A 24,425-nucleotide genomic window follows, 5' to 3' on the forward strand; every position below is an offset into this window, starting at 1 on the left:
CCGCTGGCATCGTAACGGATCGCCGGCCCGCCCGCGACCCTCGGGAAGGCGTTGCAACAATCGAACCGAGGGCTTGCGATCCGAGGCCACGGACGTGATTCTGAAAGGGTGGAGGTCGGGCCGGGATCGCGGGCCGAGGGGGGTGCGGCGATGGGCGGGACGACGGGCTCTCGACTCTTGTGGATGGGACTGCTGACGCCGCCGATCCTCGTGCTGGCGGGCGCCGCGGCGACGATCGTCTGGCCGCAGGCGGTCGTGGGGGTGATGGATCGCGTCGTCGGGCCGTGGACGCCCCCCTCGGAATCCGCGTTGGTGAACCACCGCCCCCCGCCGATGATCCGGACCCCCATGCCGGCCCCCCCGCCGCCGATCACCGGAACGATCCGCAAGCCCGACGGCTCGCCCCTCGACCGCGATTTCAAGCTCCTGGCGATCCAGGTCTCGACGGGCGGCTCGCACAGCCAAAGCTGGACTCCGGATCGTCCCCCCCGGTTCTCCGCGCCGCTCCAGGGCGAGCGGAACTGGATCGTGGTCGAGGCCGAAGGCTATGCGCCGAAGGTCGTCGGGCCGATCGCCCCCAGGCCCGCGGGGACCGAGGGGGAGGAGCTCTCCATCACGCTGGAGGCGGGCTACCCGCATCGGATTCGCGTCGTCGACGCCGAGGGCTCGCCGATCCCCCGGGCCGAGGTCCACGCCGGGCTGACGATCGAGGACCAGCCCGCCCGGCTGGCGTCGACCTACCTCACCGACCCGGACGGCTGGGCCGTGATCCCCAACGTCAAGCAGGCCGACTACGAATTCGACGTCAAGGTCCACCAGTTCAAGATCTCCGACGACACGATCTTCGCGAGGCCTCAGCCCGGCGTCGACACCACGATCACCCTCGACCGGGGCTCGACCTCGGGCGTGGCGGTGGACGAGGACGGCCGGCCGGTCGCCGACGCGCTCGTGCTGATCTCGGCCGAGTTCGACACGGCCAGCCAGATGCACCACATGCACCCGTTTCAGCGGCTCATCGTGGCGACGTCCGACGCCGAGGGCCGGTTCCCCATCCCCCATCTCCACAAGGATTCCGTCTACCTGATCCGCGTGGAAGGACCCGACGGTTCCGCCGGCCACGCCCCGGGGGTCCGCCTGAAAGGGCCCAAGGTCCGGGTGACGCTCCACCCCCGCCGCCTGGTCCGAGGGATCGTCCGACGGAACCCGGGCGCCCCGATGCCGCTCGTCTCCGTACTCACCTCGATCCCGACGGGGTTCGAGGGTCATGGAAGCCGAGCCGAGGCCCTCGTCGCCCGGGAGCGGTTGACCGGCCTGCACCTCGACGCCGACGGCCGCTTCGAATACCCGGTTTGGGACCCGGAGGAGGCCCGACTTGAAGTCGGGGGGCGTCTCGTCCCCATCCCCTGGCCCCCCCCGACCGAGCCGATCCCCATCGGCCCGGCCTCGGCGGCCGAGTGGGACGAGCAGAACGTCACGATCCGCCTGACCGGGGACGAGACGGCCCGGAAGGCTAGCGGGTCGATGACGCTCTACCTCACCAACGGCCGCCCGGAACGGGCGCTCCAGGCGGTCCCGCGCCTGGTCGAGATCCAGGAAGGCCGGGGGAGCTTCTCCGCCCTGGCGTCCGACGCGTTCCGGTACGATTCCTCGGCGATGCCCGGCTGGTGGACCGCGCCGGGGACGATTCCCGGCATGAGTCCGATCGGCGGCGACCGCATGACCAACGTCCGCATCTTCCCCTCCGGGTCGATCTCGGGTCGGGTCGTCGACGCCGACGGCCGCCCCGTGGGCGAGGGGACCACGGTCCGTCCCGAGTTCGATCCGTCCTGGCTCGCCTCGAACCCTCCTTCGGACTGGGCCAATCAGCCGACCCCCGGCCTGACGACCGACGCCCAGGGTCGATTCACGATCCCGGCCTGGCCCCTGAACGTGACCTGCCGCCTCTCCGTGGAACGAGGAAAGTTCGTGGTCCTCGCCGATCCCGTCCGCCCCGACGCGGGGGTCCCCCGGCCCGAGGTCGAGATCCGAGTTCCAAGGCTGGCGAGCGCCCAGGCCCGGATCCTCGACCCCGACGGCCGCCCCATCCCGGACGCCGCCGTCGCGCTCACCCTGAATCCGTCCGCGGCGGACGCCCGCCGGTGGCCCGACGGCCGGACCGACGCCGACGGCCTGATCCGGTTCGACGACCTCGCCGAGGGCGAGGACCATTACGTTCTCACCGTGTCGTTCCCGAGGGACTTCCGCCCGTTGACCGTCCCGATCAAGCCCGGCGCCCCCCCGCTGGAGGTCCGCGCCGAGCGCGGGCGGTCGCTCGAAATCCGGGTCGTCGAGGCCGTCACCGGCTGGCCGGTCCCCGGCGTCCAGCTCTACGCCCAGGGGCCCGACGGCCTGATCGTCCAGGCCGACGCGCCCACCGACGACGACGGCCGCTATCATTTCAGCACCCTCCCGCAGGGGGAGATCCGACTCACCAACGCCCACCTGCTGACCTGGGAGTCGCCCCAGCCGCCGATCGTCGCCGCCGGAGAGTCTGGCCCGATCCTGATCCGCGTGACCCAACTCCACGAGTCTGGCCCACGGCCCAGGCCGCCCGCAAGGCCCTGATTCGAAGGCCCGTCCGCTTGCGATGCGTCGGCCCGGGGGCCGACGTATTCGGACCTGGCGTGGGCATCGCCGACGGCGGTTCTCGCCTCGATCAGGGAAGGAGGCTCCGAAGCTGCTGGACGGTGTCGGCCATCCCGTAGCAAACGGACAAAAAACAACTCTAAGGCCTACCATCCCGAAAAGGTTCGCATTCAGGACTCCCCTCAAGGATGGCCTGAATCCCTTCGAAAGACCGTCAAAACCATCCCTGTAGCCGTCTCGAAATCGAGGTCCTGAATCCTGCCGGTGGTCGTGAGTTTCGAGACAACAGACTACCTTCATACGATGCTGTTCAATCCCTCAGGTTCTGGGCCGACGCAGGAGTAATCATGGTAAACCTCATCGGGTGGGCCATCCTCTCGGCCGTCGCGATGGTCGGTGCCCTTTCGGGATGGGGGGTCACGAGGAGGCCGGTCGCCGGGCTGCTGTTCGGAGCCATCGGTGGGGTCGTGGGTGCCTGCCTCGGGCTCTTCCTGGGCGTCTGGGCCATCCCGCTCGTGTTCCCGACTCATGTGGAGCAGAGCGACTGGTTCGCAAAGGTCACGGTGGTCGAGGGCCCGTTCAAGCCCTGGAGCAGTCTCTTCGTCATCGTCACCATCATGGTGAGCACGGGGCTTGTCGCCATGGCCTTTGCATGGGTGGCTGCCCGCCTCGGGGCCCGGTGGTGTGGCGATTAAATCGGGACTCTCCAACGGTCTGGTGTCTCGATGAGTCTTGCCGGGCTTCGGTTCGACAGTCCTTGACCAAATGGGCTGGTCGACGGTCGTTCCGGTGGGCCTTAAGTTGTTTTTTGTCCGTTTGCTACTGCAAGGCCGTATTCATCAAGTCGCGGAAAGTGCAGCCCTCGCGCAGGGGCCCGGAATTGACCGGGAGCCAAATTCGCCCACGCAGAGAGCGATTGGGCAAACCGCGGTCGACATGCTTCGATCGCCTGCGGGGATTGAGCGCCGCGCTCAGGAGGTGGAGGATCCGGCCCGTCGCCCGGCACGCCGCCTCGCGGCATACGGCAGGAGGAACAGGTACAGGCCGGTGAGCAGGAGCAGGACGAGCGGGAACAGTGCCAGGAAGCCGACCCAGACGGCGGGCTCCTTCCGGCTCATCGCCACGATGTTGATCAGGACGGCCGCCGTGAAGGCGATCGACGTCCAGCGGTGAATCTGCCGAATCCATTCGTTCCAGTTCATCGAAACCTCCTTGAAGACGCGCCCGATGCGGATCGGGCGCAGGTCGACCGCCCTCGGCCACGAGCCTCCACCGGCTCACGGGGTCTTTTCGAGCAGATCGACGAGCTTCCCGCCCATCAGCTTCCAGCCGTAGCGGGCGCCGCCGAAGTTCTGCTTCTGTTCCGGCTTGAAGCCGGACTGCACGAGCGACAGGCGCGTGCCGGTCGCGGTGGGCGCGAGCGTGAAGGTCACGACGGTGTCCAGGGCCATGTCGCCGACGACCCACGCGTAGCTGAGCTTCCGCCCGGCTTCGATCTCGAGGAATCGGCAGTTCACGGTGCCGTCCCAACCGGGGTACGGCTGCGTCTTCATCGTGAACGCCGCCCCCGGCTCGAGCTTGAGCCTGACGGCGGGCAGGAGCCATTCCGCGAGCAGCTCGGGATCGGTGAGCGCCCGCCACACCTTCTCCGGCGAATGATGGAGATCGAACTCGAAAGTCAAAGAATCGGTCTGCGACGAGTCGGTCTTGTCGACGGGGTTCATTCGTCCATTTTCTCCAGCAGCCGTTCGAGGCGGTCGATGCGCTCCGGCCAGAACGCGCCGTAGTGTTTCATCCATTCGACCAGCGGTTCCAGGCCTTTCGGCTCGGCGCTGTAGTGGGTCTGGCGTCCCTCCGGGCGGTCTCGCACAAGGCCCGCGGTCTTCAGGACGCCCAGGTGCTTGGAGACCGCCGGTTGCGAGATCCCCGCGTGATCGGTCAGCGCGCGCACGGTCTGCTCACCCTCGCTGACGAGGCGTTCGAAGATCGCGCGGCGGGTCGGGTCGCCCAGCGCCCTGAAAAGCTCGTTGGGGGCGGCAAGCATGGCGAAACCATAACCGCCGGGCTATTGATCGTCAAGCACGGTCCGTGGACTTGAGCCTGCGCGATCCCGCCGGATCTCTCGCCGAGGCTCGGCTCGCCGCGATTGCGGAGGGGTCCGACGACGAGGTCGCCCGGCGCTGGTCGGCGCTCTTCCCGATCCGCACAGGTCGAGTTCAGCTCGACGGCGGTCGGGGGACCACGCGGAGGCCGGCCTTGTCGAGGCGGCTGAGCAGGATCGGCCAGTGGCGGGCGAAGCTGTGGGCGGCCATCGTGTGCGTGCAGGCGATGGTTTCGCGGTCGTGCCGCCCCAGCACCCTCGCCCCGCCGGGCGCCCGGAAGAGCGCCCGGCGCACCGCGCCGACGCTGGGCGCGGCGACGTAGAATCGCAGGGCCGCCGCCGCCTCATCGGCGATCGCCGACGCCGCGACCCCTTCGTCCCCGGCCCGTCCGATGTTATCCTGGATCTCCATGACCGCCCCCCCGGCGACCGGTTCGCGCCCGTCCCCGCTTCTTCGAGACGACCGTCCCATGATCGATCCTCCCAGCAACATCCGAGCCCATCAAGCGGAACAGATCCTGGAGGTCGCCTGGCCCGACGGATCGGTCGACCGATTCCCCTACCGCTTCCTCCGCGCCGAGTGCCCCTGCGCCAGTTGCCGGGACGAGTGGAGCGGCGAGCGGATCATCCAGATCGAGCACGTCCGCGAGGACGTCAAGCTCGAAGCGATCGAGCCGGTCGGCAACTACGCGATCAAGCCCTCCTGGAGCGACGGCCACTCCACCGGCATCTTCACCTGGGATACGCTCAAGGAAGCCGCCCGATCCATCCCCAAACCCGGATGACCGCCCTTCCGGCCGACCCGGCGCCCCGGCTCACGGTCGCCGTCCCCACCTGCAACGGCGAGCCCCACCTGGCCGAGGCCCTCGCGGGCGTGCTCGCCCAGCAGGGCGCGATGTTCGACCTGCTCGTCTGCGACGACCGATCGGACGACCGGACCGTCGATCGGGTTCGCGAGCTGGCCGGCGATCGCGCCCGGATCGAGATCAACCCGGAGCGCCTGGGCCTGGCCGGCAACTGGAACCGCGCGGTCACCCTGAGCCGCACCCCCTGGGTCGCCGTCTTCCACCAGGACGACGTCATGCGCCCCGGCGACCTCGCGTCCCGGCTCGGGGCGATCGAGAGGCCGGGCGCCGAGAGCCTTGGGCTGATCGCCGGCCCGGCCGACGTGATCGACCAGTCCGGCCGCCCCGTCCCCCCCGAGATCGTCGAATACGGCGGGCTGGCCGAGCCCCCCACCGGCCGGTTCGTCGACTTCCCCCCCGGCGCGTTCGCGTCCCGGCTGGAGGCTTCGAACCTCCTCCGCTGCTCGGCCGTGACCACGAGCAAGCTCGCGCACGAGGCCGTCGGCGGCTTCGACCCGAGCTATCGCTACGTCGTCGACTGGGACTTCTGGCTCCGCGTGGCCGACCGATTCGCCGTCACCTGGATCGCCCAGGAGCCGAAGGTCTCCGTCCGCTGGCACGCCGCCAGCGAGACCCACCGCTTCAAGGTCGGCCTCGACGACCTGGAAGAGACCGAACGGCTGCTGACGAGGCGCTCCGTGCGCCCCGGCCGTCGCCTGGCCCGCGCCTACCTCAACCGCGCCCACGACGCCCTCCGCGCCGGGCGCGTCGACCTGGCCCGCACCGCGCTCGACCGCGCCGTCGCGATCAGCCCCGCCGTGCTGACCTCGATCCTCGCCGACCCCCGGCTCGCCGCGCAGATGGCGACGCTCCGGCTCGCCCCGAGGCTCGCCCGACGCTGGTTCGCCCGCTGACGATCGACGACTTCACTTCAAGGGCCCGACGTCGCAGAGCGGGATGATCGGGCTGGTCGATTCCAGGAGGTCCTGCAAGCTCACGCTCCGGAAGGCCGCTTCCATCGTCGCGTACGCCTGGTCCAGCTCGCGATGGAGCGGACAGAGCGTGGTGTGAGAGGGCAGGCCCAGCGGACAGTGACGGATGCGCTCGATCGGCGCGACCGCTTCCACCACGTCCAGGATCGTGACCTCCCGCGGCGGTTTGACCAGCTCATAGCCCCCGCCGGGCCCCGGCCGCGAGCGCACCAGGCCCACCGCCGCCAGGTCCTGCAAGACCCGGTTCAGATACGACCGGGGCGTCTTCGTCTTCAGCGCCAGCACGTCCGCCGACGCCAGCCGGCCGGGCTGGCCCGCCAGGCACACCGCGGCCCTCAATGCGTATTCCGCCGTCTTCGGCAGCATGAATTCCCCGCTGATTCTCGTTCCAAGGCCCTCGCCCGGTCCGCGACCTCGGAGGCCCGAAACCATCATACACGCGATCCGCGGATCCGGCCCGAAATATCCTGCACCTTGACGTCCAGATCCTATTCTGTATATTCGGATGTAGATTTCAAGCCGTCGCCCGCCGAGTGGGGGCGGATCCGTCCCCCGGCCCGCCAGGAGAACCCGCATGCTCCGCCCCGAGACGATCGCCATCATCAAGCAGATCACGCCCGCGGTGGCCGCGAACGCCGAGACGATCACGCGGCGATTCTACCAGTTGATGTTCGCCGGCGACCCGCAGGTCCAGGCGTATTTCAACCAGGCCCACCAGCATTCGGGGGGCCAGCAGCAGGCGCTCGCGGGGGCCATCTGCGCGTATTTCGCCCATATCGACAACCCGGCCGTGCTGGGGCCGGCGATTGAGTTGATCGCCCAGAAGCACTGCTCGCTGGGGATCAAGCCGGAGCATTATCCGATCGTCGGCAAGCACCTGCTGGCGGCCATCGGCGACGTCATGGGCGACGCCGTCACCGAGCCGATCGTGGCGGCGGTCGCCGAGGCCTACGGCTTCCTGGCCGACGTCTGCATCCAGCGCGAGGCCGAGATCTACCGACAGCAGCGCGAGGCCGTCGGCGGCTGGAACGGCTATCGCACGTTCGTGGTCGATCGCAAGGTCCCCGAGAGCGACATCGTCACCTCCTTCTACCTCCGACCCGCCGACGGCGGCCCCCTGCCGACGTACGAGCCCGGCCAGTACGTCACCGTGCGGATCGACCATCCCAGGACCCCGACCTCGCCGCGCAACTACAGCCTCTCCGACCGGCCCGGCCAGGACCACTACCGGATCAGCGTCAAGCGCGAGCCGGCCCTCGCCGCCGAGGCCCCCGACGGCCTGATCTCCAACTACCTGCACGACGAAATCCTCGCCGGGGACGAGCTGGAACTCGGCCCCCCCTGCGGCGAGTTCACGATCCCGGACCAGGCCGCCGACCGTCCCATCGTCCTGCTCGCCGGCGGCATCGGCGTCACCCCCCTGCTGGCCATGGCCAAGGACCTGGTCTACCGCAGGCCCAACACCCCGATCCACTTCCTCCACGCCGCCCGCAACAGCCAGATCCAGCCCTTCGCCGACGAACTTCGCGCCCTCAAGGCGGCGTCGGACAACGTGGACCTCCACATCGTCTACGACGCCCCGCTCGCCGACGACCTCGCCAGGGGACGTTGCGACCGCGTCGGCTTCATCGACTCGAACATGATCCGCGACTGGGCCCCCTGCGACGAGGCCTCGTTCTTCTTCTGCGGCCCCAAGCCGTTCATGCAGTCGGTCTACTCCACCCTCAAGAACCTGAACGTCGACGACGACCGCATCCGCTTCGAGTTCTTCGGGCCCCGCCAGGAGATCACCGCCGCCCCCGTCGCCGCGACGGCCTGACCCTCCCCCGCAGTGGGGCGGTCGACCGGCCGCCCCACCCCGATTCGCCACCTCCCTCCCGGAATCCGACCCTCCCCCGTCCCGCCGTTCGGGCTATGATCGGCGCGTGACGCCGGGAGGGGTTCGCGCGCAAGGTCGGCTTGCCTCGTTCGCCCGCCGGATCGGTTCGCGAGGCGGTGGGAAAATGAAGCGGGCCGCGATGTTCTCCCGGAGGGTCGTCGACCCGGTCAACTCGGTCGCCTGGTTCGCCATGGACGCGCTCTGGCTCGCGCAACTGGCCGGCCCGGCCTACCTCGCGTCCGCCGCGACCCTCTCGACCGGCGCGACCCTCCTCTTCCTCAACTGGCGGCGCTGGGCTCGGCTGCGCGACGACCTGACGCTCAACGCCTGGATGTGGATGAACGCGCTCTGGATGATCTCGGACCTCGGCGACCGGCCGATGTTCCGCAAGGCCGCCCTGGGGTTCGCGATCCTGGGCGCGATCCTCCTCGCCAACGAGCTCCGCCCTTCTCCGAACCGATTCGAGTCGCTCGCCCGCTTCAAGAAGATGCGCATCCCCCCACGTCCCCGTCGGCGTTGAGCGTCTCCATTCGCGGTTCCTGGGGTAGTGTCAGGATGGACGAATCCGCCCGCGAGGCGATTTCGCGCCCCGACCCGATCGGCCCGAGGCCCTCACCAGGCGACACCGGACGATCGGCGAGCCTGGACCCGAGAGGAACATCAAAAGCGCCAAACGAAGCCAATTTTCCAGGGCCGAACCCGAAACCCAAATGCTTTGCCTGATGGAGATTCCGCTCGATGGCTTTGTTCCCCTCGGCTGGCGAACGAACCCGATTTCCGAGCGTCGCGAGGACGCCCTCGCCAGATAGGGAAAACGGCACGATCGAAGCCAATCGGAAAACCATAAACGCCTAACCGAAAGCAACTTAATTCGATTTCACGGCGTAAATACGAAGCCAATCGAACCCAATGCGCGAGGGACGCGGCCGAAGGCCACCGCGCGGGGTGGCTTGTCGGGGAATTGACGTCCGGGGCATAATGGGAGGATTCCCTCCAACGGCGACGGCGACCGGGACCCCCATTTCTTCGCGAGGCATAGATCGACGACCATGACGCTTGAGGCGATCGCCCCACTCCCGTGTTCCTCGCGGAACGAAGCCCCGACGCAACTGCCGGTGCTGCCGCTCGTTCCGATCTCGCGTCCGCACCTCCCGGCCTCCCGCGCCGAGATGGACGCGCGGGGATGGGACGCAGTCGACGTGGTCCTCGTCACCGGCGACGCCTACGTCGACCACCCCGCCTTCGCGATGGGGATCCTCGGCCGGGTGCTGGAAGCGGCCGGATTCCGGGTTGCGATCCTGAGCCAGCCCGACTGGCGGAGCGCCGAGCCCTGGCGGCAGTTCGGCCGCCCCCGGCTGTTCTTCGGCGTCAGCGCCGGGAACATGGACAGCATGATCAACCACTATACGGCCAACAAGAAGGTCCGTAACGACGACGCCTACAGCCCCGGCGGCCGGATCGGCCTGCGCCCCGACCGCGCCACGATCCCCTACTGCCACCGCTCTCGCGAGGCCTTCCCCGGCGTCCCGATCATCGCCGGAGGGGTCGAGGCCTCGCTTCGCAGGCTGGCGCACTACGACTACTGGAGCGACACCGTCAAGCGGTCGATCCTGCTGGACTCGAAGGCCGACCTCGTCGTCTTCGGCATGGGCGAGCAGCCGATCGTCGAGATCGCCCGGCGGCTCCAGGCCGGCGAGTCCACCCGCAACCTGCGCGACATGCGGGCCGTCGCCTACGCGATGGGTGCCAGCGAGACCCCGCCGGCCGACGCGTTCGTCCTGCCGACCTTCGAGGAGGTCAAGGCCGACAAGCATCGGTTCGCCGAGGCCACCAAGCGGATCCACCTGGAGACGAACCCGCTCAACGCCAGGCGGCTCGTCCAGTATCACGACCGCCAGGCCGTCGTCTGCAACCCTCCCGGCCTGCCGATCAGCCAGGACGACATGGACCGCACCTACGGCCTGCCGTTCACCCGCCGCCCCCACCCCATGTACAAGGCGGAGCGGATCCCGGCGTACGAGGTCGTCAAGGATTCGGTGACGATCATGCGGGGCTGCTTCGGCGGCTGCACCTTCTGCTCGATCACCGCCCACCAGGGCCGGATCATCCAGTCCCGCTCGCAGGAGTCGATCCTGACCGAGCTGAAGCAGATGGGCCAGGACCCGAAGTTCTCGGGCGTCGTCTCCGACATCGGCGGCCCGACCGCCAACATGTACCAGATGCGCTGCACCCGCCCCGAGGTGGAGGCCAAGTGCAAGCGGCTCTCGTGCGTGCATCCCACGGTCTGCAAGCTGCTGGGGACCGACCACGGACCCCTGATCGAGCTGATGAAGCAGAGTCGCGAGACGCCGGGGATCTCCAAGGTCCACGTCGCCTCGGGCATCCGCATGGACCTCGCCCAGAAGTCCCCCGAATACCTGGAGGAGCTGGCGACCCACCACGTCGGCGGCCACCTCAAGGTCGCCCCGGAGCACACCGACCCGGCCGTCCTCAAGCTGATGAAGAAGCCCGACTCCGAGGACTACGCGGGCTTCGCCGAGGCCTTCCAGAAGGCCAGCCGCAAGGCTGGCAAGAAGCAGTTCCTGGTGCCGTACTACATCGCCTCCCACCCGGGGAGCGACCTGAACGCCATGATCGACCTGGCCGTCTTCCTCAAGCGCAACGGCTACCGCCCCGACCAGGTCCAGGACTTCATCCCCGCGCCGTTCGACATCGCCACCTGCATGTACTACACCGGCATGGACCCGTTCACCGGCGCGGAGGTCTACGTCGCGCAGCACCTCCGCGACCGCAAGCTCCAGCGGGCGCTGATGCAATTCTTCAAGCCGGAGAACTATTTCATGGTCCGCGAGGCGCTGCTCAAGGCGGCGCGACAGGACCTTATCGGAAGCGGGTGCGATTGCCTGATCCCGGCGAATCCCCCGCAGGCCGCCCTGCAGGCGCGCAGGGAGAAGGCGAACGAGTCGCTGGGCGAGGGTAAGTACGTCCACCAGATCCCGCCCCAGGGATCGAAGGGCTATCGGCCGGGACGGACCTCGGCTCAGCGACGTCAGGGGAAAAAGCAGGGTTCGTGACGATCGCGAGATGCGATCATCGCAAAAAACACGATTTGCTTGATTCCCAGACAATCCCATTCATACAATCACCGTGCAATCCTCGGCCCGTCGCCCGGTCCAGGCGCGAAAGAAGCGTCTGCCGAGAGTCGGGGGACGCCGAGGTTGCAATCCGGGGAAGCCCCCGCTCAGGCGAGGGTTGGAAATACGACGATCCGTTCAGATCCAAAGCCTGAGACGCCGGCATGCCCACGTGCAGTCCAGCCCTTGCGATCGCCCGCGTGAGGCCAGCCTCGGCCGCCTGGTTGGTCGCCTGGCTGTTTACCCTGCTTCAGCAGTAGCCATGCCGCATCATTCTACCCGCTAGAACGATCGCCATGCCGAGCGACTCCTTGAAGAGCCACCTCATGGAAACCTCCGCGTCTCCCTCCTCGCGCCCGACGGACTCCTCGTGGTGGCGGGGGACGGTGATCGCCCTGGTCATCCTCGCAGTCGGGCTCGCGATCGGATGCTTCGCAATGGGGGAGACAGGCCCGCTCTGGCCGGACTCGCCTCGATACGCGAACGGCGCGGCGATGATCCTCGACTGGCTGAGGTCGGGGGACTACCATTCCCCCAAGGCTTTCGCCCTACGGAACTACGCCCAGTACCCATCCTTCAGCATTCCGTACCACCCGCCGGGTTATCCGCTGGTGCTGGCCATCTGGTTCGGCGTCACCGGGCCGTCGTATGCGTCGGCTCGGCTGTTCATCGCCGTGTGCTGGGCCGCGACCGGCGGGCTGTTTTATCTGATCCACCGCCACTTCGGAGCGGGGCGGACCTCTAGCGCGGCTGTGGCCTTGCTCCTCCTGACCACCCCTCCGCTAGCGATTTGGGCGCGGGACACCATGTCAGAGGTCCCAAGCCTCGTGCCACTGCTGGCCGCCACCCTGTTCTATGTCAGGTGGTTGGACGGGGGACGAGCATGGAACGCCGCCCTGGCGGGGTTGCTGCTTGAGACCGCGTTCTTCTTCCGCGTGACCACCTCCGCGGTCGTCCCGGGATTGGTCCTTTACGGCATGCTGACGCGTGGGCTGACTCGGCGGAAACTCCTCTGCGTGGCGCTCTTCGGGGTCGTCTACCTTTCGGTGAACGCGGGTTATATCACATTCGCGGCCCAGTACAGCCGGCACGAGGTGTCCGCCGACGGTAAAGACCAGGGACTCGGCTTCGCGCAAGCTATCCAGTACTTCCGCGTCTGTTCGCCGGGTCTGGTGGCGGGTGGGACGGCCGCCGTCGGGTTCGGCGGGTTGCTCGCGGCCCTGATCGGACGGTCCGTCCACCGGCCGGTCCTGTTGTGGGCGGCGTGGTTGGCCAGTTGCGTCGCTTTCAAGATCGCCGTCCCCACGACCACCGAGGTCCGGCACTTGGTTCTGGCGATGCCGGCGCTCGCCGGCCTGGCCGTGGCGTGGTTCCCGGACCGCGACTCATCCCGCTATCAGAGGCGACTGGCCCTCGCCGCAGCCTTGTCGACGCTAGCCGTGGCCTTCAATCTCTTCGTCCTCGCGAGAACGACTCCTCGAGGCCTGGTCGGCTACGCACCGGTCGCCGAAGCCCTGGCGAAGGCCGACGGCCCCGGGCATATCTTCATGGCCTGCCCGGAAGACCAGGAGCTGATGTTCCGCTACCGCGTCGCCCACCCCGCACGAGACCGAGACTGCGTGCGGAGCGACCGCAGCCTCGTCGTGCGGGTATCGGAATACGCCCACCAAACCGACGATGTCCGCGCGACGACGCAAGACGACGTGCTCGACGTCTTCCGACGCGGCCGGATCGGCTATGTGGTGACGTGCCAGCCGTATCCTGGGCGGCGAGACGTCCGCCCAGTCGACTACAAGCTGACGGAACAGACGGTCCGCGCACGCCCCGAAATGTTCCGCGAAATCAAATCGTTCCCGCTTCTGGTCGATTACGTCGACGGGGCTCACCGCGACACTCAGGGGCTGGTGACGATCTGGCAGGTGACGGCCCACGTCGAAGACGGTCCACCTGACCTGCCGGTCCTCGTCCCGACGGCCAGCTTGAGGATCGAGCCTTAACAAGGGTCGTCCGGCCAAATTCGAGAGGGATCTTCCCAGCGACCCCACGTCCAGGATTCCTCGCCTCCTCCGAGCCTCATGGTGCACCAACGCAGGGGGCGTGGGCGGAACCTCGATGCTTGCCGCCGCGATCCGTCGAGCACGCATGGCAGCCCATCGAGTTACCGGATATTGTGGGATGACGATCGTCTTAACGCAAATTGGCAAATTGTTCGACATCGCCGCGTGCATGTCCTGCACCGGCAAGGACCCGTTCGCCGGCCGAGAGGCCTACGCCGCCCAGCACCTCCGCGACCGCAAGCTCCAGCGGGCGTCGCTCCAGTGCTTCCGCCCCGAGGACGACTTCGAGGGCCGGAAGGCCCTGCCCGCCGTCGGCCGCGAAGACCTGATCGGCGGCGGCGCCCTGCAACCCCCAGACAAGCCAACCACGCGGTCTGAGGCACCTGACACGACGACCACACGACCACTACCACGACCACGCCGTCCTGAATCCCGCGAAGGCGGAGAAGTCGACCGAACCAAGGCCCGAGCCGGCGAAGCGGCGAGGGGAGAAACGGTAAGGACGAGACGTTGCCGATTCGACGGCGGACGACGCGCCGAACGGGTCGAGATCGCCCGCCGACCCTCGGCCGAACGACGGCCGACGCCACTGGATGACATTCACAAAGCCTGATTTGACACTCGCCGCATCGAGCCCGACCGCCCGACCGGCCCTTCCCTCCCGAGGTCGTCCCGACCATGCCCCGCAGAGACTCGCGTCCCCCTCGCCACCGCTCCTCGTCGCCCGGCTCGAAGCCGCCGGGAGGGCGGCCCCGCCCCAAGACGGCCTCCGGCGACCGCCCGAAGCCCCCGGGCGGACGGCCGACCTTCAAGACCGCCCCGCGCGGTAAGACCATGCCGGTCCTCGCCGGCCTGATCGCCACCATCGCCCCCAAGGTCCTCCGCGACGTCCTGGACCGCGGCAAGCGGCTCGAATCGGCGATCGTCGACGCCCAGGGCGACGAGGCCAAGAAGAAGTCCACTCGGTCCGACCGCATGATGATCAACCGATCCCTCGCCTCGCTGGTGCGCTGGTGGGGCTGGATCGAGCCCCTCAAGCTCGTGCACGTCGAGGAGCAGCTCCTGCTGGCCTGGCTGCTCGACGCCCCCGACCTGCCGGCCGTCCCCCGGCTCTGGGCCAGCCGCTCCGGCCGCGACCCCAGCCGCCTCTTCTCCGGCGGCGACGCCCCCAACTGGACGGCCCGCGCCGAGACCCTGAAGCGGTTCGTCGCCGGCCGCACCGTCGCCGCCGACCCCTGGATGCCCTTCCCGAACTGGCTCCGCGACGAACTGCCGCTCCCCCCGGGAGAGGAGTCGGCCAAGATCCGCAAGCTCCACTTCCTCCACGCCGTCCAGGCCCCCCCCTCGCTGTGGGTCGCCGTCCGCGGCAGGCCCCCCAAGGACGTCTGGAACGAACTCCACGAGGACGGCCTCAAGCCCTGGGTCCAGCGCAAGATCGAGTCGGCCGCCCGGCTCGAGCGCGACGCCGACCTCCGCCGCCTGGAGTCGTTCCAGACCGGCTCCCTGCTCGTCGAGGACCTGGGCTCGCAAGCCGTGGCCAAGGTCTGCGACCCCGACCCCGGCGAACGCTGGTGGGACGTGGGCGACGGCGCGGGGCTCTTCGCCCTGGGCCTGGCCGACGAGATGGCCGGCAAGGGGACCATCATCTCGACCTTCGAGCACGAGCCGTCCCGCCTCTCCGCCGTCAAGCGGCTCCGCTCCAGCCCCTACACCAACGTGGCCGCCAAGACCTGGGACGGCCGACGCCCCCCCGGCAAGCCCGAGAGCTTCGACGGCGTCCTCGTCGCCCCCCCCAGCTCCGGGGTCGGCTCGTGGCGCCGCCACCCCGAGGTCCGCTGGATCATCAAGGCCGACCAGCTCCCCGAACTCGTCGCCCGCCAGAAGAAGCTCCTGGCCCTCGCCGCGACGGCCGTCCGCCCCGGCGGGACCCTGGTCTACACCGTCGGCACCGTGACCCTCCGCGAGACCCAGGGCCTCATCAACGAGTTCCTCGAAGAATCGCCCGACTTCCGACTCGACCCGTTCCCGCACCCGCTGGAAGACGGCGAGACCACCGGCATGCTCCAGCTCTGGCCCCAGACCCACGACTGCGAGGCCCGCTTCATCGCCCGATTGGTCCGCACCGCCAAGCCGTCCGCCACCCCGCCGACCAGGACGACCGGGAAGAACCAGCCCCCTTCGTGACCTCTCGGGCTGGACGAACCGGCCCGGAGATCGTACTCTGATGAGGTCTTTGACAACTCGCGACCGGGTAGCTCAGTCGGTAGAGCAACGGACTTCAAGCGCGGCCTCGGCCGCGAAATAGGAGCCTCGCGCGGGAAGACGCACAACCGCGACGAGTGAATGCCGCTATTTGCTGGAACGCCCTCAGAGCCCCTCGCACCACAACGCGGCCGGCGACGGCGATCGTGACGGTTCGAAAAGCGAGGGGATTGGGCCATCAGCAGGCAAGGCGCCGAGGGATCCTCGGCCCCAGCCTCAGAGACTAGACGCGGCACGCCTGCGATGGCGAAGAGATAGTCCAGACCATCAAGCCGACCCCCCGGGGCCGGTGGTCGGTGAAAGCCGATGAGGTAGGTTAATCCGTTGGTCGTGGGTTCGAGCCCCACCCCGGTCACTCGCGACAGGAGCCGCCGCAAGGCGGCTCTTCGCGTTTCCCCCCCCGGGCCCGGCCGGGGTGGATGCTTCATGCTCGGTTGAGCATGGGAACGTGTCGTCATATCGGATCTCAGCGACGTTTCTCGCTTGTCGGCCATCTGGGCGGACGAGCCCGGCGCGTCGCGCGCCGGGCTTCGCGCCGGAAGGGGCCCTGGGGGAGTTCAGGCGAGGATGTCGTCGACGACATGGCCGGCGACGTCGGTGAGGCGGAAGTCGCGGCCGGCGTAGCGGTAGGTCAGCTTCTCGTGGTCGAGCCCGATCAGGTGGAGGATCGTGGCGTGCAGGTCGTGGATGTGGACCTTGTTCTGGACGGCGTAGTAGCCGTAGTCGTCGGTGGCGCCGTACTGGACGCCCCCCTTCACGCCGCCGCCGGCCATCCACATGGTGAAGCCTTCGGGGTTGTGGTCGCGGCCGTCCTTCCCCTGGGCGGTCGGGGTCCTTCCGAATTCGCCCCCCCAGAGTACCAGCGTATCCTGGAGTAGCCCCCGGGCCTTGAGGTCGCGGAGCAGGGCCGCGATCGGCCGGTCGACCTCGCGGGCGTTCTGCTCGTGGCCGTTCTTGAGGTCGCCGTGCTGGTCCCACTGGACGGCGGCGTTGCTGTGGGTGGCCTGTACGAACCGGACTCCGCGCTCGGCGAAGCGGCGGGCGAGGAGGCACTGGCGGCCGAAGTTCTCGGTGACGGGGTCGTCGAGGCCGTACGCCTTGAGGGTGGCGGGCGACTCGTCGGAGATGTCCTGGATCTCCGGCATCTCGGTCTGCATCCGGAAGGCCAGCTCGAACGACTCCAGGCGGCCTTCCAGCTTGGGGTCGGGGCCGGTCTGCTCCAGTTGCTCGCGGTTGATCTCCGCGAGCAGGTCGAGCTGGGCCCGCTGCTCGGCGGCGGAGAACCGGGGGCTCTGGATGAACTTGACCCGGGCCTCCTTCGCGGGGACTCCGGCGTTGCCCAGGGGCGTGCCCTGGTAGGGGGCGGGCAGGAAGGCGGAACTCCAGTTGGAGACGCCGCCGTGGGCCAGGGTCGGGCAGATGGTGAGGAAGCCCGGCAGGTTCTGGTTCTCGGTCCCCAGGCCGTAGGTGATCCAGGAGCCCATGCTCGGCCGGACGAAGTTGTCGCTGCCGGTGTGGAGCTTGAGCAGGGCGCCGCCGTGGGCCGCGTTGGTGCCGTGCAGGGAGTTGATGATGCAGAGGTCGTCCACGCACTGGGCGACGTTCGGGAAGAGGTCGCTGACCAGGATCCCGCTCTCGCCGTAAGGCCGGAACTTCCAGGGGGAGCCCAGCAGCATTCCGGTGGGGGCGAACTGGACCCGGGGCTTGTCGAAGGGGAGCGGCTTGCCGTCGTCGCGCTGGAGGTTCGGCTTGTAGTCGAAGGTGTCGACGTGCGAGGGGCCCCCCTTCATGAACAGGAAGATGACCCGCTTGGCGCGGGCCGGGAAGTGGGGGGCTCGCGGCGCCAGCGGGCCGGCCGAGTCCGCCCGGGCCTTCTCGTCGGCGAACATCGCCGCCATCGCCAGGGAGCCGAACCCCGTGGCGCACGTCTGGAGCATCCGACGGCGGGAGACGAACCGTCGCGAGTGTTGGTCCATGTCACGACCTTTCGTCCGGGATTATCGGATGTACACGAACTCATTCGAGGCCAGGATCACCTGGCAGAGCGCCTGCCAGGCTTCGGGTCGGCTCGGCTCGCCCTTCGATCCGCCCGATCCGCCGGGCCCGTCGTGCGGGAGGCGTTCGAACCTGTCGAGGAACGCGAGGTCCCGCCGCGACTCGTCGGTCGTCGGGGTCCGGCCGTAAGTCCGCTGGTAGAGCCGGCGGAGCCGGTCGGCGTCGTCCGACTCGGGGCGGGCGAGGAGGTCGGCGGCCAGCTCGCGGGCCGACTGGATGACCAGGTCGCTGTTCATCATGAAGAGGGCCTGGGGCGCCACGGTGGTGGTGGCCCGGTCGCCGTTCATGACGTTGGCGTCGGTGGAGTCGAAGAGCTGGAACATGTCGTACAGGTGGTTGCGGACGATCGGCAGGTAGAGCGAGCGGCGCCGGGTGTCGTAGCCGGTCTTGTCGCGCGACGTGTGGTCGAAGAAGTAGGCGCGATTCTCTACCTGGAGCAGCGAGCCGCCCATCGTCTCGTCGAGGGCGCCGCTGACGGCCAGCAGGGCGTCGCGGATCTCCTCGGCCTCCAGGCGGCGGACGTCCCATCGCCAGTAGAGGCGGTCTTCCGGGTCTTTCTGGAGCGCCTGCGGGTCGGCGTCGCTGCTCATCTGATAGGTCGCCGAGAGCATGATGAGCCGGTGCATCGCCTTGATCGACCAGCGCCCATCGACGAAGCGGCGAGCCAGCCAGTCCAGCAGTTCGGGGTGGGTCGGCAGGGCGCCGTTGACGCCGAAGTTGTCGGTGGTGCTCACCAGGCCGCGGCCGAAATGCCAGCGCCAGATGCGGTTGACCATGACCCGGGCGGTCAGGGGATGATCCGGCTCGACGAGCCATCGGGCCAGTTCCAGACGTCCGCTCTGGGTGCCGCCGAAGCTCGTCGGAGAGGCCTCGTTGAAGACCTGGGGCGCGCGACGAGGGACGACCGCTCCCAGCGCCAGGTGGCTTCCCCGGATGTGGACGGCCACGTCGGTGGGGGTTCCTTCGGCGACCCCCATCGCCGACGGCATCACGGGCGCGGCCTTCTCCAGCGCGGCCAGGTCGGCCCGCAGCTTGACGATCCGGGCGCGGGTCTCCTCGGGGTAGAGGGGCTCGAGCTTCTCCGGGAGGGTCGCGCCTTCCGCCTTCCCGGCGCGGACCTGCTCGTCGGCGGCGGCGACCAGGCGGTCGATCTCGGCCCTGGCGGCGGCGACCTCGGCGTCGTGGGCGGCCTTGCGGGCCAGGTCGGGCTCGGTGGCGATGGTGTTCTCGTGCCAACGGGCGACGGTCGCGAAGCTCTCCATCGTCTTCGTGCTCTTGAAGACCCCGGCGAGGGCGTAATAATCGGCCGCGGTGATCGGGTCGAACTTGTGATCGTGGCAGCGTGCGCAGCCCAGGGTCAGGCCGAGGACGGCGCGGCCCAGGGTGTCGATCTGCTCATCGATGATGTCCATCTCCATCTTCGTCTTGTCGACCTCGGCCAGCACCTTCGGCCCGAGGGTGAGGAAGCCGGTGGCGATCAGCCGCTCATGCTGGACCTCGACGGGGTCGGTCTTCGGGAGCAGGTCGCCGGCCAGTTGCTCGACGATGAACTGGTCGTAAGGCTTGTCGCGGTTGAACGCGGCGACGACGTAGTCGCGATACCGCCAGGCGTTGCCGTGGGCCACGTTCTCGTCCAGGCCGTTCGAGTCGGCGTAGCGGGCGACGTCGAGCCAGTGCCGTCCCCAGCGCTCGCCGTAGTGGGGGGAGGCGAGCAGGCGTTCCACGACCCGTTCGAACGCGTCCGGGGCGTCGTCGGCCAGGAAGGCGTCGATCTCCTCGGGGGTCGGCGGCAGCCCCGTCAGGTCGAAGGTCGCGCGTCGGATCAGGGTGGGCTTGTCGGCCGGCGGCGCCGGCTTGAGGCCCTGGGCCTCCAGTTGGGCCAGGATGAACCGATCGAGGTCGTCGCCGGGCGGGGTCGACGCCGGGTCCGACGCCGAGACCGCGGGGGGCGTCGGGTCGGCGGGAGGACGGAAGGCCCAGGCCCCCTGCCCCGGATCGGTCGCGGCCTCGGGCTTCGAGGCGGTCGCCGCGATCGATTCGGGGGCGGGCGCGCCCATCTCGACCCAACGGGTCAGCACGTCGATCTGGCGATCGTCGAGCTTCCCCTTCGGGGGCATCAGGAGCGATTCGTCCTTGTAGCCGACCGCCGTGATCAGCAGGCTTTCGGCCGGGTCTCCGGGCACGACCGCCGGGCCGAGGTCGCCGCCGACCAGCCAGGCCGCCGAATCGTCGAGCCGGAGGTTCCCCTTGATCCGCTTGCCTTCCGCCGAGTGGCAGGAATAACAATGCTCGACGAGCAGCGGCCGGACGTTCTTCTCGAAGAACGCGACCCCTTCCGGGTCCGGCTGGGCGGCCTCGGCCGCACCTGCGATCATCGCCAGGGCCGCGACGACCAGACACGCGGGGAGCCCCTTCGTTCGAAGTCCCCTCGCGGCGGGCGCGCCGGGATCGTTCCAAGGACCGTTGGGCGTGATAATCATGGCGATCTCATCACTTGGCGGGATGGGGCGGGTCGCTGTCCGGTGAGGATCGGGACGAGACGGCGGGGAGGAGAAGCCGCACGCGTCCATGATCGATCATCGTCCAGGATCTCGCCCAGGTAAAGCGAAAAAACCCGGGCGTCTCTCTCCGACGACGCCGTCCGGGCCGAACCGGGCGGGAGGAAGCCTGGAACTCCCGCCGGGCTTCTGGCTTAATCGGAAGCTCCGGGTTCATGGGAATCCGGCCCGGTGGGTCTCGCATCGTCGATGAGGGCGGTTGATGTTCCTGCGTTCCAGCAACTCCGGCGGTCGGACCTCCTGGACGGTCGTGGAGAGCTATCGCGAAGGGCGATGGGCCAAGCACCGGACGATCTACAAGCTGGGGACGCACGCGACGCGCGAGGCCGCCCAGGCGATGTGGGAAGCGCTGGTCAAGCTGGACGAGATCCTGGCCGAATCGAAGATCGGGCGCGGGGGCGCGGCGGCCCGCGAGGAACTGTCCCGGAAGGTCGCCAGGGCGTTGCGGCGGGCCTCCGGCGGCGGCGCGGCGATCGACGAGGAATGGCTCAGGGCGAGGGTCGCGGAAGCCGTCGCCGGCGGACGTCCCCGACGCCCCCGCGCGACGCCTCGCGCGGCGGCCGACGGCCTGGCCGTGCTCGGCCTGGGCGCCGGGGCCACGGTCGCCCAGGTCAAGGCCGCCTATCGTCGCAAGGCCGTCGAGATCCACCCCGACCGGGGCGGCAGCCACGAGGCGATGGCCGCGTTGAACAACGCCTACGAGGCGGCCCTCCGCTCCCTCGGCGCCTCGCGGGGCCGGCCTCCCCGCGCGAACGAGGCCGGCTGAAAACCCCGACGGCCTTCGAGGCCGGCGGCCGTCACTTCCAGACGAAATGGCCCAGGAGCAGGCCGGCGAGGAAGGCCAGCGGGACGGCCGCCAGGACGAGGAGCGACCACGCCAGGACGACGGCCGGGGCCAGGACGACGTCGGCCGGTCGTGGGACGGAGGGGGCGGCCGGGCGGATGGGGGAGGGATCGTAACGAATCGCGGGGATGACCGGATCGCCGGGGGCGGGGCTCGGGGAGACGATCGCGGCGAATTCGGGCTCGACGCGGATTTCCTCGGGGCTGAGGAGGTCGATTTCGGGGAGGGGCGCCGGGTCGACCGGCTCGGCTTCGGACCCGGCCCCGGGCTCGGGGACCTGAATCTCGGCGCGGCACTGGGGGCAGGTGGCGACGGCTCCCGCGCGTCGGGCCGAGGCGCCGAGCAGCTTGCCGCAGCGATAGCATCGAAACTTGATGGGCTGGTCGGACATCGTACGCCTCGTCGCGTCGGGGCCTCGCCGGTGGGGTCCAAGCTTCGAGGGTACGCCCGAGCGGCTCGCGCCGCCAGCCCGCGTTTCGACCGAACGCACGGGCCGTCGGGGCGCAAGGTCGAATATCGGAGCCCCGCGGAGCGTCCGTCTATCACCGACAACCGCGACGTCTCTCAAGACCGGAGGAACCCGCCGCATCCTGAGGGGACGCCGGGCGGCGGCGTCGGCTATGCTAGAGGATTGCGGGGGTGCCGAAGGGCTTCGGCGGGGATCGGGACGAGCTCAGGGAGGCGGCCATTGATGCACGAATCCTCGACGGGAGTCCAGGCGGGCGGCGGCGCGAGGCGGCCGATCGCCATCGCGGTCGCGGTCGCCGTCGCGGTCGGGGCGGGCCTCGCCGCCCGCGCCGACACCGTGGTGATGAAGAACGGCGTGAGCTACCGGACGCTCGCGGCCCCGGATCGCGACAACACGCTGCTGTACCTCTGGGACGGCGTCAAGAAGATCGTCGTCCGCGATTCGAAGGTCGAGCGGGTGGTCCCGGACAGCGTCCTCCGCACGGGTGAGAAGTTCTCGCTCGTGCAGCCGATGACGGTCCACGCCGGGATCATGCCGAAGGACGTGCTGAGCGTGTCCGCCGAGCCCTGGGACGAGAAGGGACGGCGGCGGTTCCGGTACGTCGGGCGGTCCGGGAAGCCCGTGACGATGGAGCAGGCGATCAATGAGATCACCCCCCACGTCGTCCGATACCGGGGGGTCGACGGCTTCTGGCAGGGCCAGGCCGCCACGGAATCGGTCCCTCGGCCGGTCCTCATGAGCCTGCTGCATCGGGTCGAGGAAGAGAACCAGGGGGAGCGCGAGCGGGTGGTCCGGTTCCTCCTGGGCGCCGGCTGGTACCCCGAGGCCAAGGCCGAGCTCGACCGTCTCATCAAGGATTTCCCCGGCAGCGACCTGAGCGAGCGGGCCGGGAGCGCCCGCCAGTTCATCGTCCAGGCCGAGGCCACCCAGCGGCGGTCGGACGTGGACGCGCTTCGACGCGCCCGGAGGCCCCGCGAGGCCGCGAGGCTCCTGAAGACGTTCGACGGCCCGGAGGTCCCCACCGAACTCCAGGTGGAAGTCCGCGAGATCGTCCGCCGCGACGAGGACCAGGCCCAGGCCGACCAGACGGTGCGCAACGACCTGCGGCGGATCGAGCTGAAGCTGGCGCCCACGGTCCACGCCGTCTGGAAAACCCGGCTTGCCGAGGTCCAGAGAGCGATGGCCGAGGCCCCCGACGCCGTCCGCGACCGCCTGGCCGCCTGGCGCAAGACCCGGGCCGAATCGAGCCCGACGGAGGCGGCCCAGCTCGCGCTGGCGATGTCGGGATACGTCGTCGGCCAGGACGCGGCCGTCGCCGACCTGGACGCGGCGGACGTCCTCTGGCAGGCCCGCGACCAGATCTCCGCCTACCTGACCAGCGACCCCGGCGACGAGGTCTCCCGCGAGGAGACGCTCGCCCGGCTCGACGACCTGGCCTGGCCCGACGCCTCCCCCGAGACGCCGGGCTACGCGCGCCTGGAGCTGGCCGAGCGGCTCTGCCGACTCATGCCCCCGCCGCTGCGACGCCCGGCCGACGAGAAGGCGGGAGGGGCCGTGGCCAACGTGGTCGACGCCGAGGACTCGATCCCCACCCACTACCTCGCCAAGCTCCCCCCGGAGTATCACCCCCTGCGGTCGTACCCGGCGGTCCTGCTCCTGCACTCGGGGACGGGTCCGCAAGCGGCCGTCGACCAGTGGGAGGCCGAGGCGGCGCGTCGCGGCTACATCCTGATCGCGCCCGAATACGGGACGACCGAAGGGGCGACCGAATACCAGTACACCCCCGGCGAGCACGCCGCCGCGGAGCTGGCCCTGCGCGACGCCCGGAAGCGCTACGCCATCGACCCCGATCGCGTCTTCGTGGCGGGCCAGCTCGCCGGCGGCAACATGGCGTGGGACCTGGGCCTGGGCCACCCCGACCTGTTCGCCGGCGCGGTCGTGGTCTCGGGCTTCCCGGCCAAGTACGTCCCGCGCAGCCTTTCCCAGCACGAGCGGCTCCCCCTGCTCTGCATGATGGGCGACCTGGCCCCGGCCGCCAACGAGGTCGTCTACGGCAACTACGCCAAGCCCATGATCCTCAAGGTCTGGGACGTCACCTACATGGAATTGAACCGTCGCGGCCTGGAGGAGTTCCCCGAGGAGATCCCCACCTTCTTCGACTGGATGGAGCCTCGCCGCCGCGACCCCTACCCCCGCGAATTCGAGGTCTCGACGGCCCGGATCTGCGACGACCGCCGCCACGGGATCGTCGTCGAGAGCTTCGCCGAGGGCCGGACCACCGCCGCCGAGGCGGTCGAGCCGCTGGGCCGCAACCTCAACCCCGCCACCCTCAAGATGCGGACCAGCACCCTCAGCAACCTCGTCGACCTGACCGTCAGCGGCGTCGGCAGGCTGGACGTCTGGCTCAGCCCCGAACTCGTCGACTTCAAGCGCAAGCTGGAAGTCCGGGTCAACCGAAAGCCCCTGTACAAGGACCAGCCCCGGCTGGAGCTGAAACCCCTGCTGGAAGACCTGCGGATCCGTGGGGACCGAGGCCAGATGTACTGGGTGAAGATCGAAGTCGGATGATTTGTTAGAATAAGACCGATCGCTGAATCTGGAAAC

The 24,425-nt window shown here is 69.2% G+C and carries 20 protein-coding genes; 12 read left to right on the plus strand and 8 right to left on the minus strand.

The annotated features are described in order from the left end of the window. The first annotated feature begins 183 nt into the window (after positions 1-183). Both VT85_RS21180 and VT85_RS21185 read left to right on the plus strand, forming a co-directional pair. Positions 184-2,604 carry a carboxypeptidase regulatory-like domain-containing protein gene (locus VT85_RS21180; protein ID WP_156512999.1) on the plus strand — a complete coding sequence of 807 codons (2,421 nt, stop codon included), beginning with the start codon at positions 184-186 and terminating at the stop codon, positions 2,602-2,604. Positions 2,605-2,972: 368 nt separating this feature from the next. Then, on the plus strand, positions 2,973-3,320 hold the full coding sequence (locus VT85_RS21185) for a hypothetical protein (RefSeq protein WP_068419793.1): 348 nt from the start codon (positions 2,973-2,975) through the stop codon (positions 3,318-3,320). Positions 3,321-3,596: 276 nt separating this feature from the next. On the opposite strand, the gene VT85_RS21190 is transcribed toward VT85_RS21185, so the two are convergent. The 4 genes from VT85_RS21190 to VT85_RS21205 all read right to left on the minus strand — a co-directional run bounded on the left by VT85_RS21190 (position 3,597) and on the right by VT85_RS21205 (position 5,138). Continuing rightward, positions 3,597-3,827, minus strand: coding sequence for a hypothetical protein (locus VT85_RS21190; protein WP_068419795.1), 231 nt, complete (start codon positions 3,825-3,827; stop codon positions 3,597-3,599). Between the two features lie 75 nt (positions 3,828-3,902). Beyond that, positions 3,903-4,349, minus strand: coding sequence for an SRPBCC family protein (locus VT85_RS21195; protein ID WP_068419798.1), 447 nt, complete (start codon positions 4,347-4,349; stop codon positions 3,903-3,905). After that, positions 4,346-4,669 carry an ArsR/SmtB family transcription factor gene (locus tag VT85_RS21200; RefSeq protein WP_068419800.1) on the minus strand — a complete coding sequence of 108 codons (324 nt, stop codon included), beginning with the start codon at positions 4,667-4,669 and terminating at the stop codon, positions 4,346-4,348. The genes VT85_RS21195 and VT85_RS21200 overlap by 4 nt, the downstream gene beginning before the upstream one ends. A 172-nt stretch (positions 4,670-4,841) precedes the next feature. Beyond that, entirely contained in the window at positions 4,842-5,138 is a 297-nt protein-coding gene (locus tag VT85_RS21205; protein ID WP_197490916.1) for a hypothetical protein, read from the minus strand. A 58-nt stretch (positions 5,139-5,196) separates the two neighbouring features. Here VT85_RS21205 and VT85_RS21210 point away from each other — a divergent pair, with 58 nt between their 5' ends. Together VT85_RS21210 and VT85_RS21215 are read left to right on the plus strand one after the other, a co-directional pair. Next, positions 5,197-5,511, plus strand: a complete 315-nt coding sequence (locus tag VT85_RS21210) for a DUF971 domain-containing protein (protein WP_068419801.1) — start codon at positions 5,197-5,199, stop codon at positions 5,509-5,511. Next, on the plus strand, positions 5,508-6,485 hold the full coding sequence (locus VT85_RS21215; RefSeq protein ID WP_068419802.1) for a glycosyltransferase: 978 nt from the start codon (positions 5,508-5,510) through the stop codon (positions 6,483-6,485). The genes VT85_RS21210 and VT85_RS21215 overlap by 4 nt, the downstream gene beginning before the upstream one ends. 12 nt (positions 6,486-6,497) lie before the next feature. Here VT85_RS21215 and VT85_RS21220 read toward each other — a convergent pair whose 3' ends face one another. Continuing rightward, positions 6,498-6,929, minus strand: coding sequence for an RrF2 family transcriptional regulator (locus VT85_RS21220; protein WP_068419803.1), 432 nt, complete (start codon positions 6,927-6,929; stop codon positions 6,498-6,500). Positions 6,930-7,137: 208 nt separating this feature from the next. On the opposite strand from VT85_RS21220, the gene hmpA reads away from it, so the two are divergent. The 6 genes from hmpA (at position 7,138) to VT85_RS21250 (ending at position 15,817) form a co-directional block, all read left to right on the plus strand. Then, the gene (gene hmpA, locus VT85_RS21225; RefSeq protein ID WP_068419805.1) at positions 7,138-8,382 is read left to right on the plus strand and encodes an NO-inducible flavohemoprotein; all 1,245 of its coding nucleotides are present in this window, start codon (positions 7,138-7,140) and stop codon (positions 8,380-8,382) included. Between the two features lie 184 nt (positions 8,383-8,566). Continuing rightward, a complete protein-coding gene (locus tag VT85_RS21230) occupies positions 8,567-8,962 on the plus strand; it encodes a hypothetical protein (RefSeq protein ID WP_068419807.1) in 396 nt (131 codons plus the stop codon). 529 nt (positions 8,963-9,491) lie between these two features. Further along, entirely contained in the window at positions 9,492-11,516 is a 2,025-nt protein-coding gene (locus VT85_RS21235; RefSeq protein ID WP_082858782.1) for a YgiQ family radical SAM protein, read from the plus strand. A gap of 386 nt (positions 11,517-11,902) precedes the next feature. Further along, positions 11,903-13,573: an ArnT family glycosyltransferase gene (locus VT85_RS21240; protein ID WP_197490917.1), complete on the plus strand. Its 1,671-nt coding sequence runs from the start codon at positions 11,903-11,905 to the stop codon at positions 13,571-13,573. Between the two features lie 115 nt (positions 13,574-13,688). Then, the gene (locus VT85_RS27885; protein ID WP_156513000.1) at positions 13,689-14,246 is read left to right on the plus strand and encodes a DUF3362 domain-containing protein; all 558 of its coding nucleotides are present in this window, start codon (positions 13,689-13,691) and stop codon (positions 14,244-14,246) included. 65 nt (positions 14,247-14,311) lie between these two features. Beyond that, positions 14,312-15,817, plus strand: a complete 1,506-nt coding sequence (locus VT85_RS21250; RefSeq protein ID WP_068419813.1) for an RsmB/NOP family class I SAM-dependent RNA methyltransferase — start codon at positions 14,312-14,314, stop codon at positions 15,815-15,817. 635 nt (positions 15,818-16,452) lie between these two features. On the opposite strand, the gene VT85_RS21255 is transcribed toward VT85_RS21250, so the two are convergent. Both VT85_RS21255 and VT85_RS21260 read right to left on the minus strand, forming a co-directional pair. Further along, positions 16,453-17,871, minus strand: coding sequence for a DUF1501 domain-containing protein (locus tag VT85_RS21255; protein ID WP_068419815.1), 1,419 nt, complete (start codon positions 17,869-17,871; stop codon positions 16,453-16,455). A gap of 21 nt (positions 17,872-17,892) precedes the next feature. Beyond that, positions 17,893-20,430 (minus strand): PSD1 and planctomycete cytochrome C domain-containing protein, encoded by a 2,538-nt coding sequence (locus VT85_RS21260; RefSeq protein WP_068419817.1) that lies wholly within the window; start codon positions 20,428-20,430, stop codon positions 17,893-17,895. A 280-nt stretch (positions 20,431-20,710) separates the two neighbouring features. Here VT85_RS21260 and VT85_RS21265 point away from each other — a divergent pair, with 280 nt between their 5' ends. Beyond that, positions 20,711-21,274: a J domain-containing protein gene (locus VT85_RS21265; RefSeq protein ID WP_068419823.1), complete on the plus strand. Its 564-nt coding sequence runs from the start codon at positions 20,711-20,713 to the stop codon at positions 21,272-21,274. 31 nt (positions 21,275-21,305) lie between these two features. Here the strand turns inward: VT85_RS21265 and VT85_RS21270 are convergent, their stop codons facing one another. Further along, complete coding sequence (locus VT85_RS21270; protein ID WP_068419825.1) at positions 21,306-21,743, minus strand: hypothetical protein; 438 nt, start codon at positions 21,741-21,743, stop codon at positions 21,306-21,308. A 300-nt stretch (positions 21,744-22,043) separates the two neighbouring features. On the opposite strand from VT85_RS21270, the gene VT85_RS21275 reads away from it, so the two are divergent. Then, the gene (locus tag VT85_RS21275) at positions 22,044-24,389 is read left to right on the plus strand and encodes a PHB depolymerase family esterase (RefSeq protein ID WP_068419827.1); all 2,346 of its coding nucleotides are present in this window, start codon (positions 22,044-22,046) and stop codon (positions 24,387-24,389) included. Positions 24,390-24,425: the final 36 nt, after the last annotated feature.

It is taken from the genome of Planctomyces sp. SH-PL62 (assembly GCF_001610895.1).
In the GTDB taxonomy this organism is placed as follows: domain Bacteria; phylum Planctomycetota; class Planctomycetia; order Isosphaerales; family Isosphaeraceae; genus Paludisphaera.

Excerpts from the sequence above, each read along its gene's own strand:
- VT85_RS21180 (WP_156512999.1), top strand. The coding sequence starts at position 184 with ATGGGACTGCTGACGCCGCCGATCCTCGTGCTGGCGGGCGCCGCGGCG.
- VT85_RS21185 (WP_068419793.1), top strand. The coding sequence starts at position 2,973 with ATGGTAAACCTCATCGGGTGGGCCATCCTCTCGGCCGTCGCGATGGTC.
- VT85_RS21190 (WP_068419795.1), bottom strand. The coding sequence starts at position 3,827 with ATGAACTGGAACGAATGGATTCGGCAGATTCACCGCTGGACGTCGATC.
- VT85_RS21195 (WP_068419798.1), bottom strand. The coding sequence starts at position 4,349 with ATGAACCCCGTCGACAAGACCGACTCGTCGCAGACCGATTCTTTGACT.
- VT85_RS21200 (WP_068419800.1), bottom strand. The coding sequence starts at position 4,669 with ATGCTTGCCGCCCCCAACGAGCTTTTCAGGGCGCTGGGCGACCCGACC.
- VT85_RS21205 (WP_197490916.1), bottom strand. The coding sequence starts at position 5,138 with ATGGAGATCCAGGATAACATCGGACGGGCCGGGGACGAAGGGGTCGCG.
- VT85_RS21210 (WP_068419801.1), top strand. The coding sequence starts at position 5,197 with ATGATCGATCCTCCCAGCAACATCCGAGCCCATCAAGCGGAACAGATC.
- VT85_RS21215 (WP_068419802.1), top strand. The coding sequence starts at position 5,508 with ATGACCGCCCTTCCGGCCGACCCGGCGCCCCGGCTCACGGTCGCCGTC.
- VT85_RS21220 (WP_068419803.1), bottom strand. The coding sequence starts at position 6,929 with ATGCTGCCGAAGACGGCGGAATACGCATTGAGGGCCGCGGTGTGCCTG.
- hmpA (WP_068419805.1), top strand. The coding sequence starts at position 7,138 with ATGCTCCGCCCCGAGACGATCGCCATCATCAAGCAGATCACGCCCGCG.
- VT85_RS21230 (WP_068419807.1), top strand. The coding sequence starts at position 8,567 with ATGAAGCGGGCCGCGATGTTCTCCCGGAGGGTCGTCGACCCGGTCAAC.
- VT85_RS21235 (WP_082858782.1), top strand. The coding sequence starts at position 9,492 with ATGACGCTTGAGGCGATCGCCCCACTCCCGTGTTCCTCGCGGAACGAA.
- VT85_RS21240 (WP_197490917.1), top strand. The coding sequence starts at position 11,903 with ATGGAAACCTCCGCGTCTCCCTCCTCGCGCCCGACGGACTCCTCGTGG.
- VT85_RS27885 (WP_156513000.1), top strand. The coding sequence starts at position 13,689 with ATGCTTGCCGCCGCGATCCGTCGAGCACGCATGGCAGCCCATCGAGTT.
- VT85_RS21250 (WP_068419813.1), top strand. The coding sequence starts at position 14,312 with ATGCCCCGCAGAGACTCGCGTCCCCCTCGCCACCGCTCCTCGTCGCCC.
- VT85_RS21255 (WP_068419815.1), bottom strand. The coding sequence starts at position 17,871 with ATGGACCAACACTCGCGACGGTTCGTCTCCCGCCGTCGGATGCTCCAG.
- VT85_RS21260 (WP_068419817.1), bottom strand. The coding sequence starts at position 20,430 with ATGATTATCACGCCCAACGGTCCTTGGAACGATCCCGGCGCGCCCGCC.
- VT85_RS21265 (WP_068419823.1), top strand. The coding sequence starts at position 20,711 with ATGTTCCTGCGTTCCAGCAACTCCGGCGGTCGGACCTCCTGGACGGTC.
- VT85_RS21270 (WP_068419825.1), bottom strand. The coding sequence starts at position 21,743 with ATGTCCGACCAGCCCATCAAGTTTCGATGCTATCGCTGCGGCAAGCTG.
- VT85_RS21275 (WP_068419827.1), top strand. The coding sequence starts at position 22,044 with ATGCACGAATCCTCGACGGGAGTCCAGGCGGGCGGCGGCGCGAGGCGG.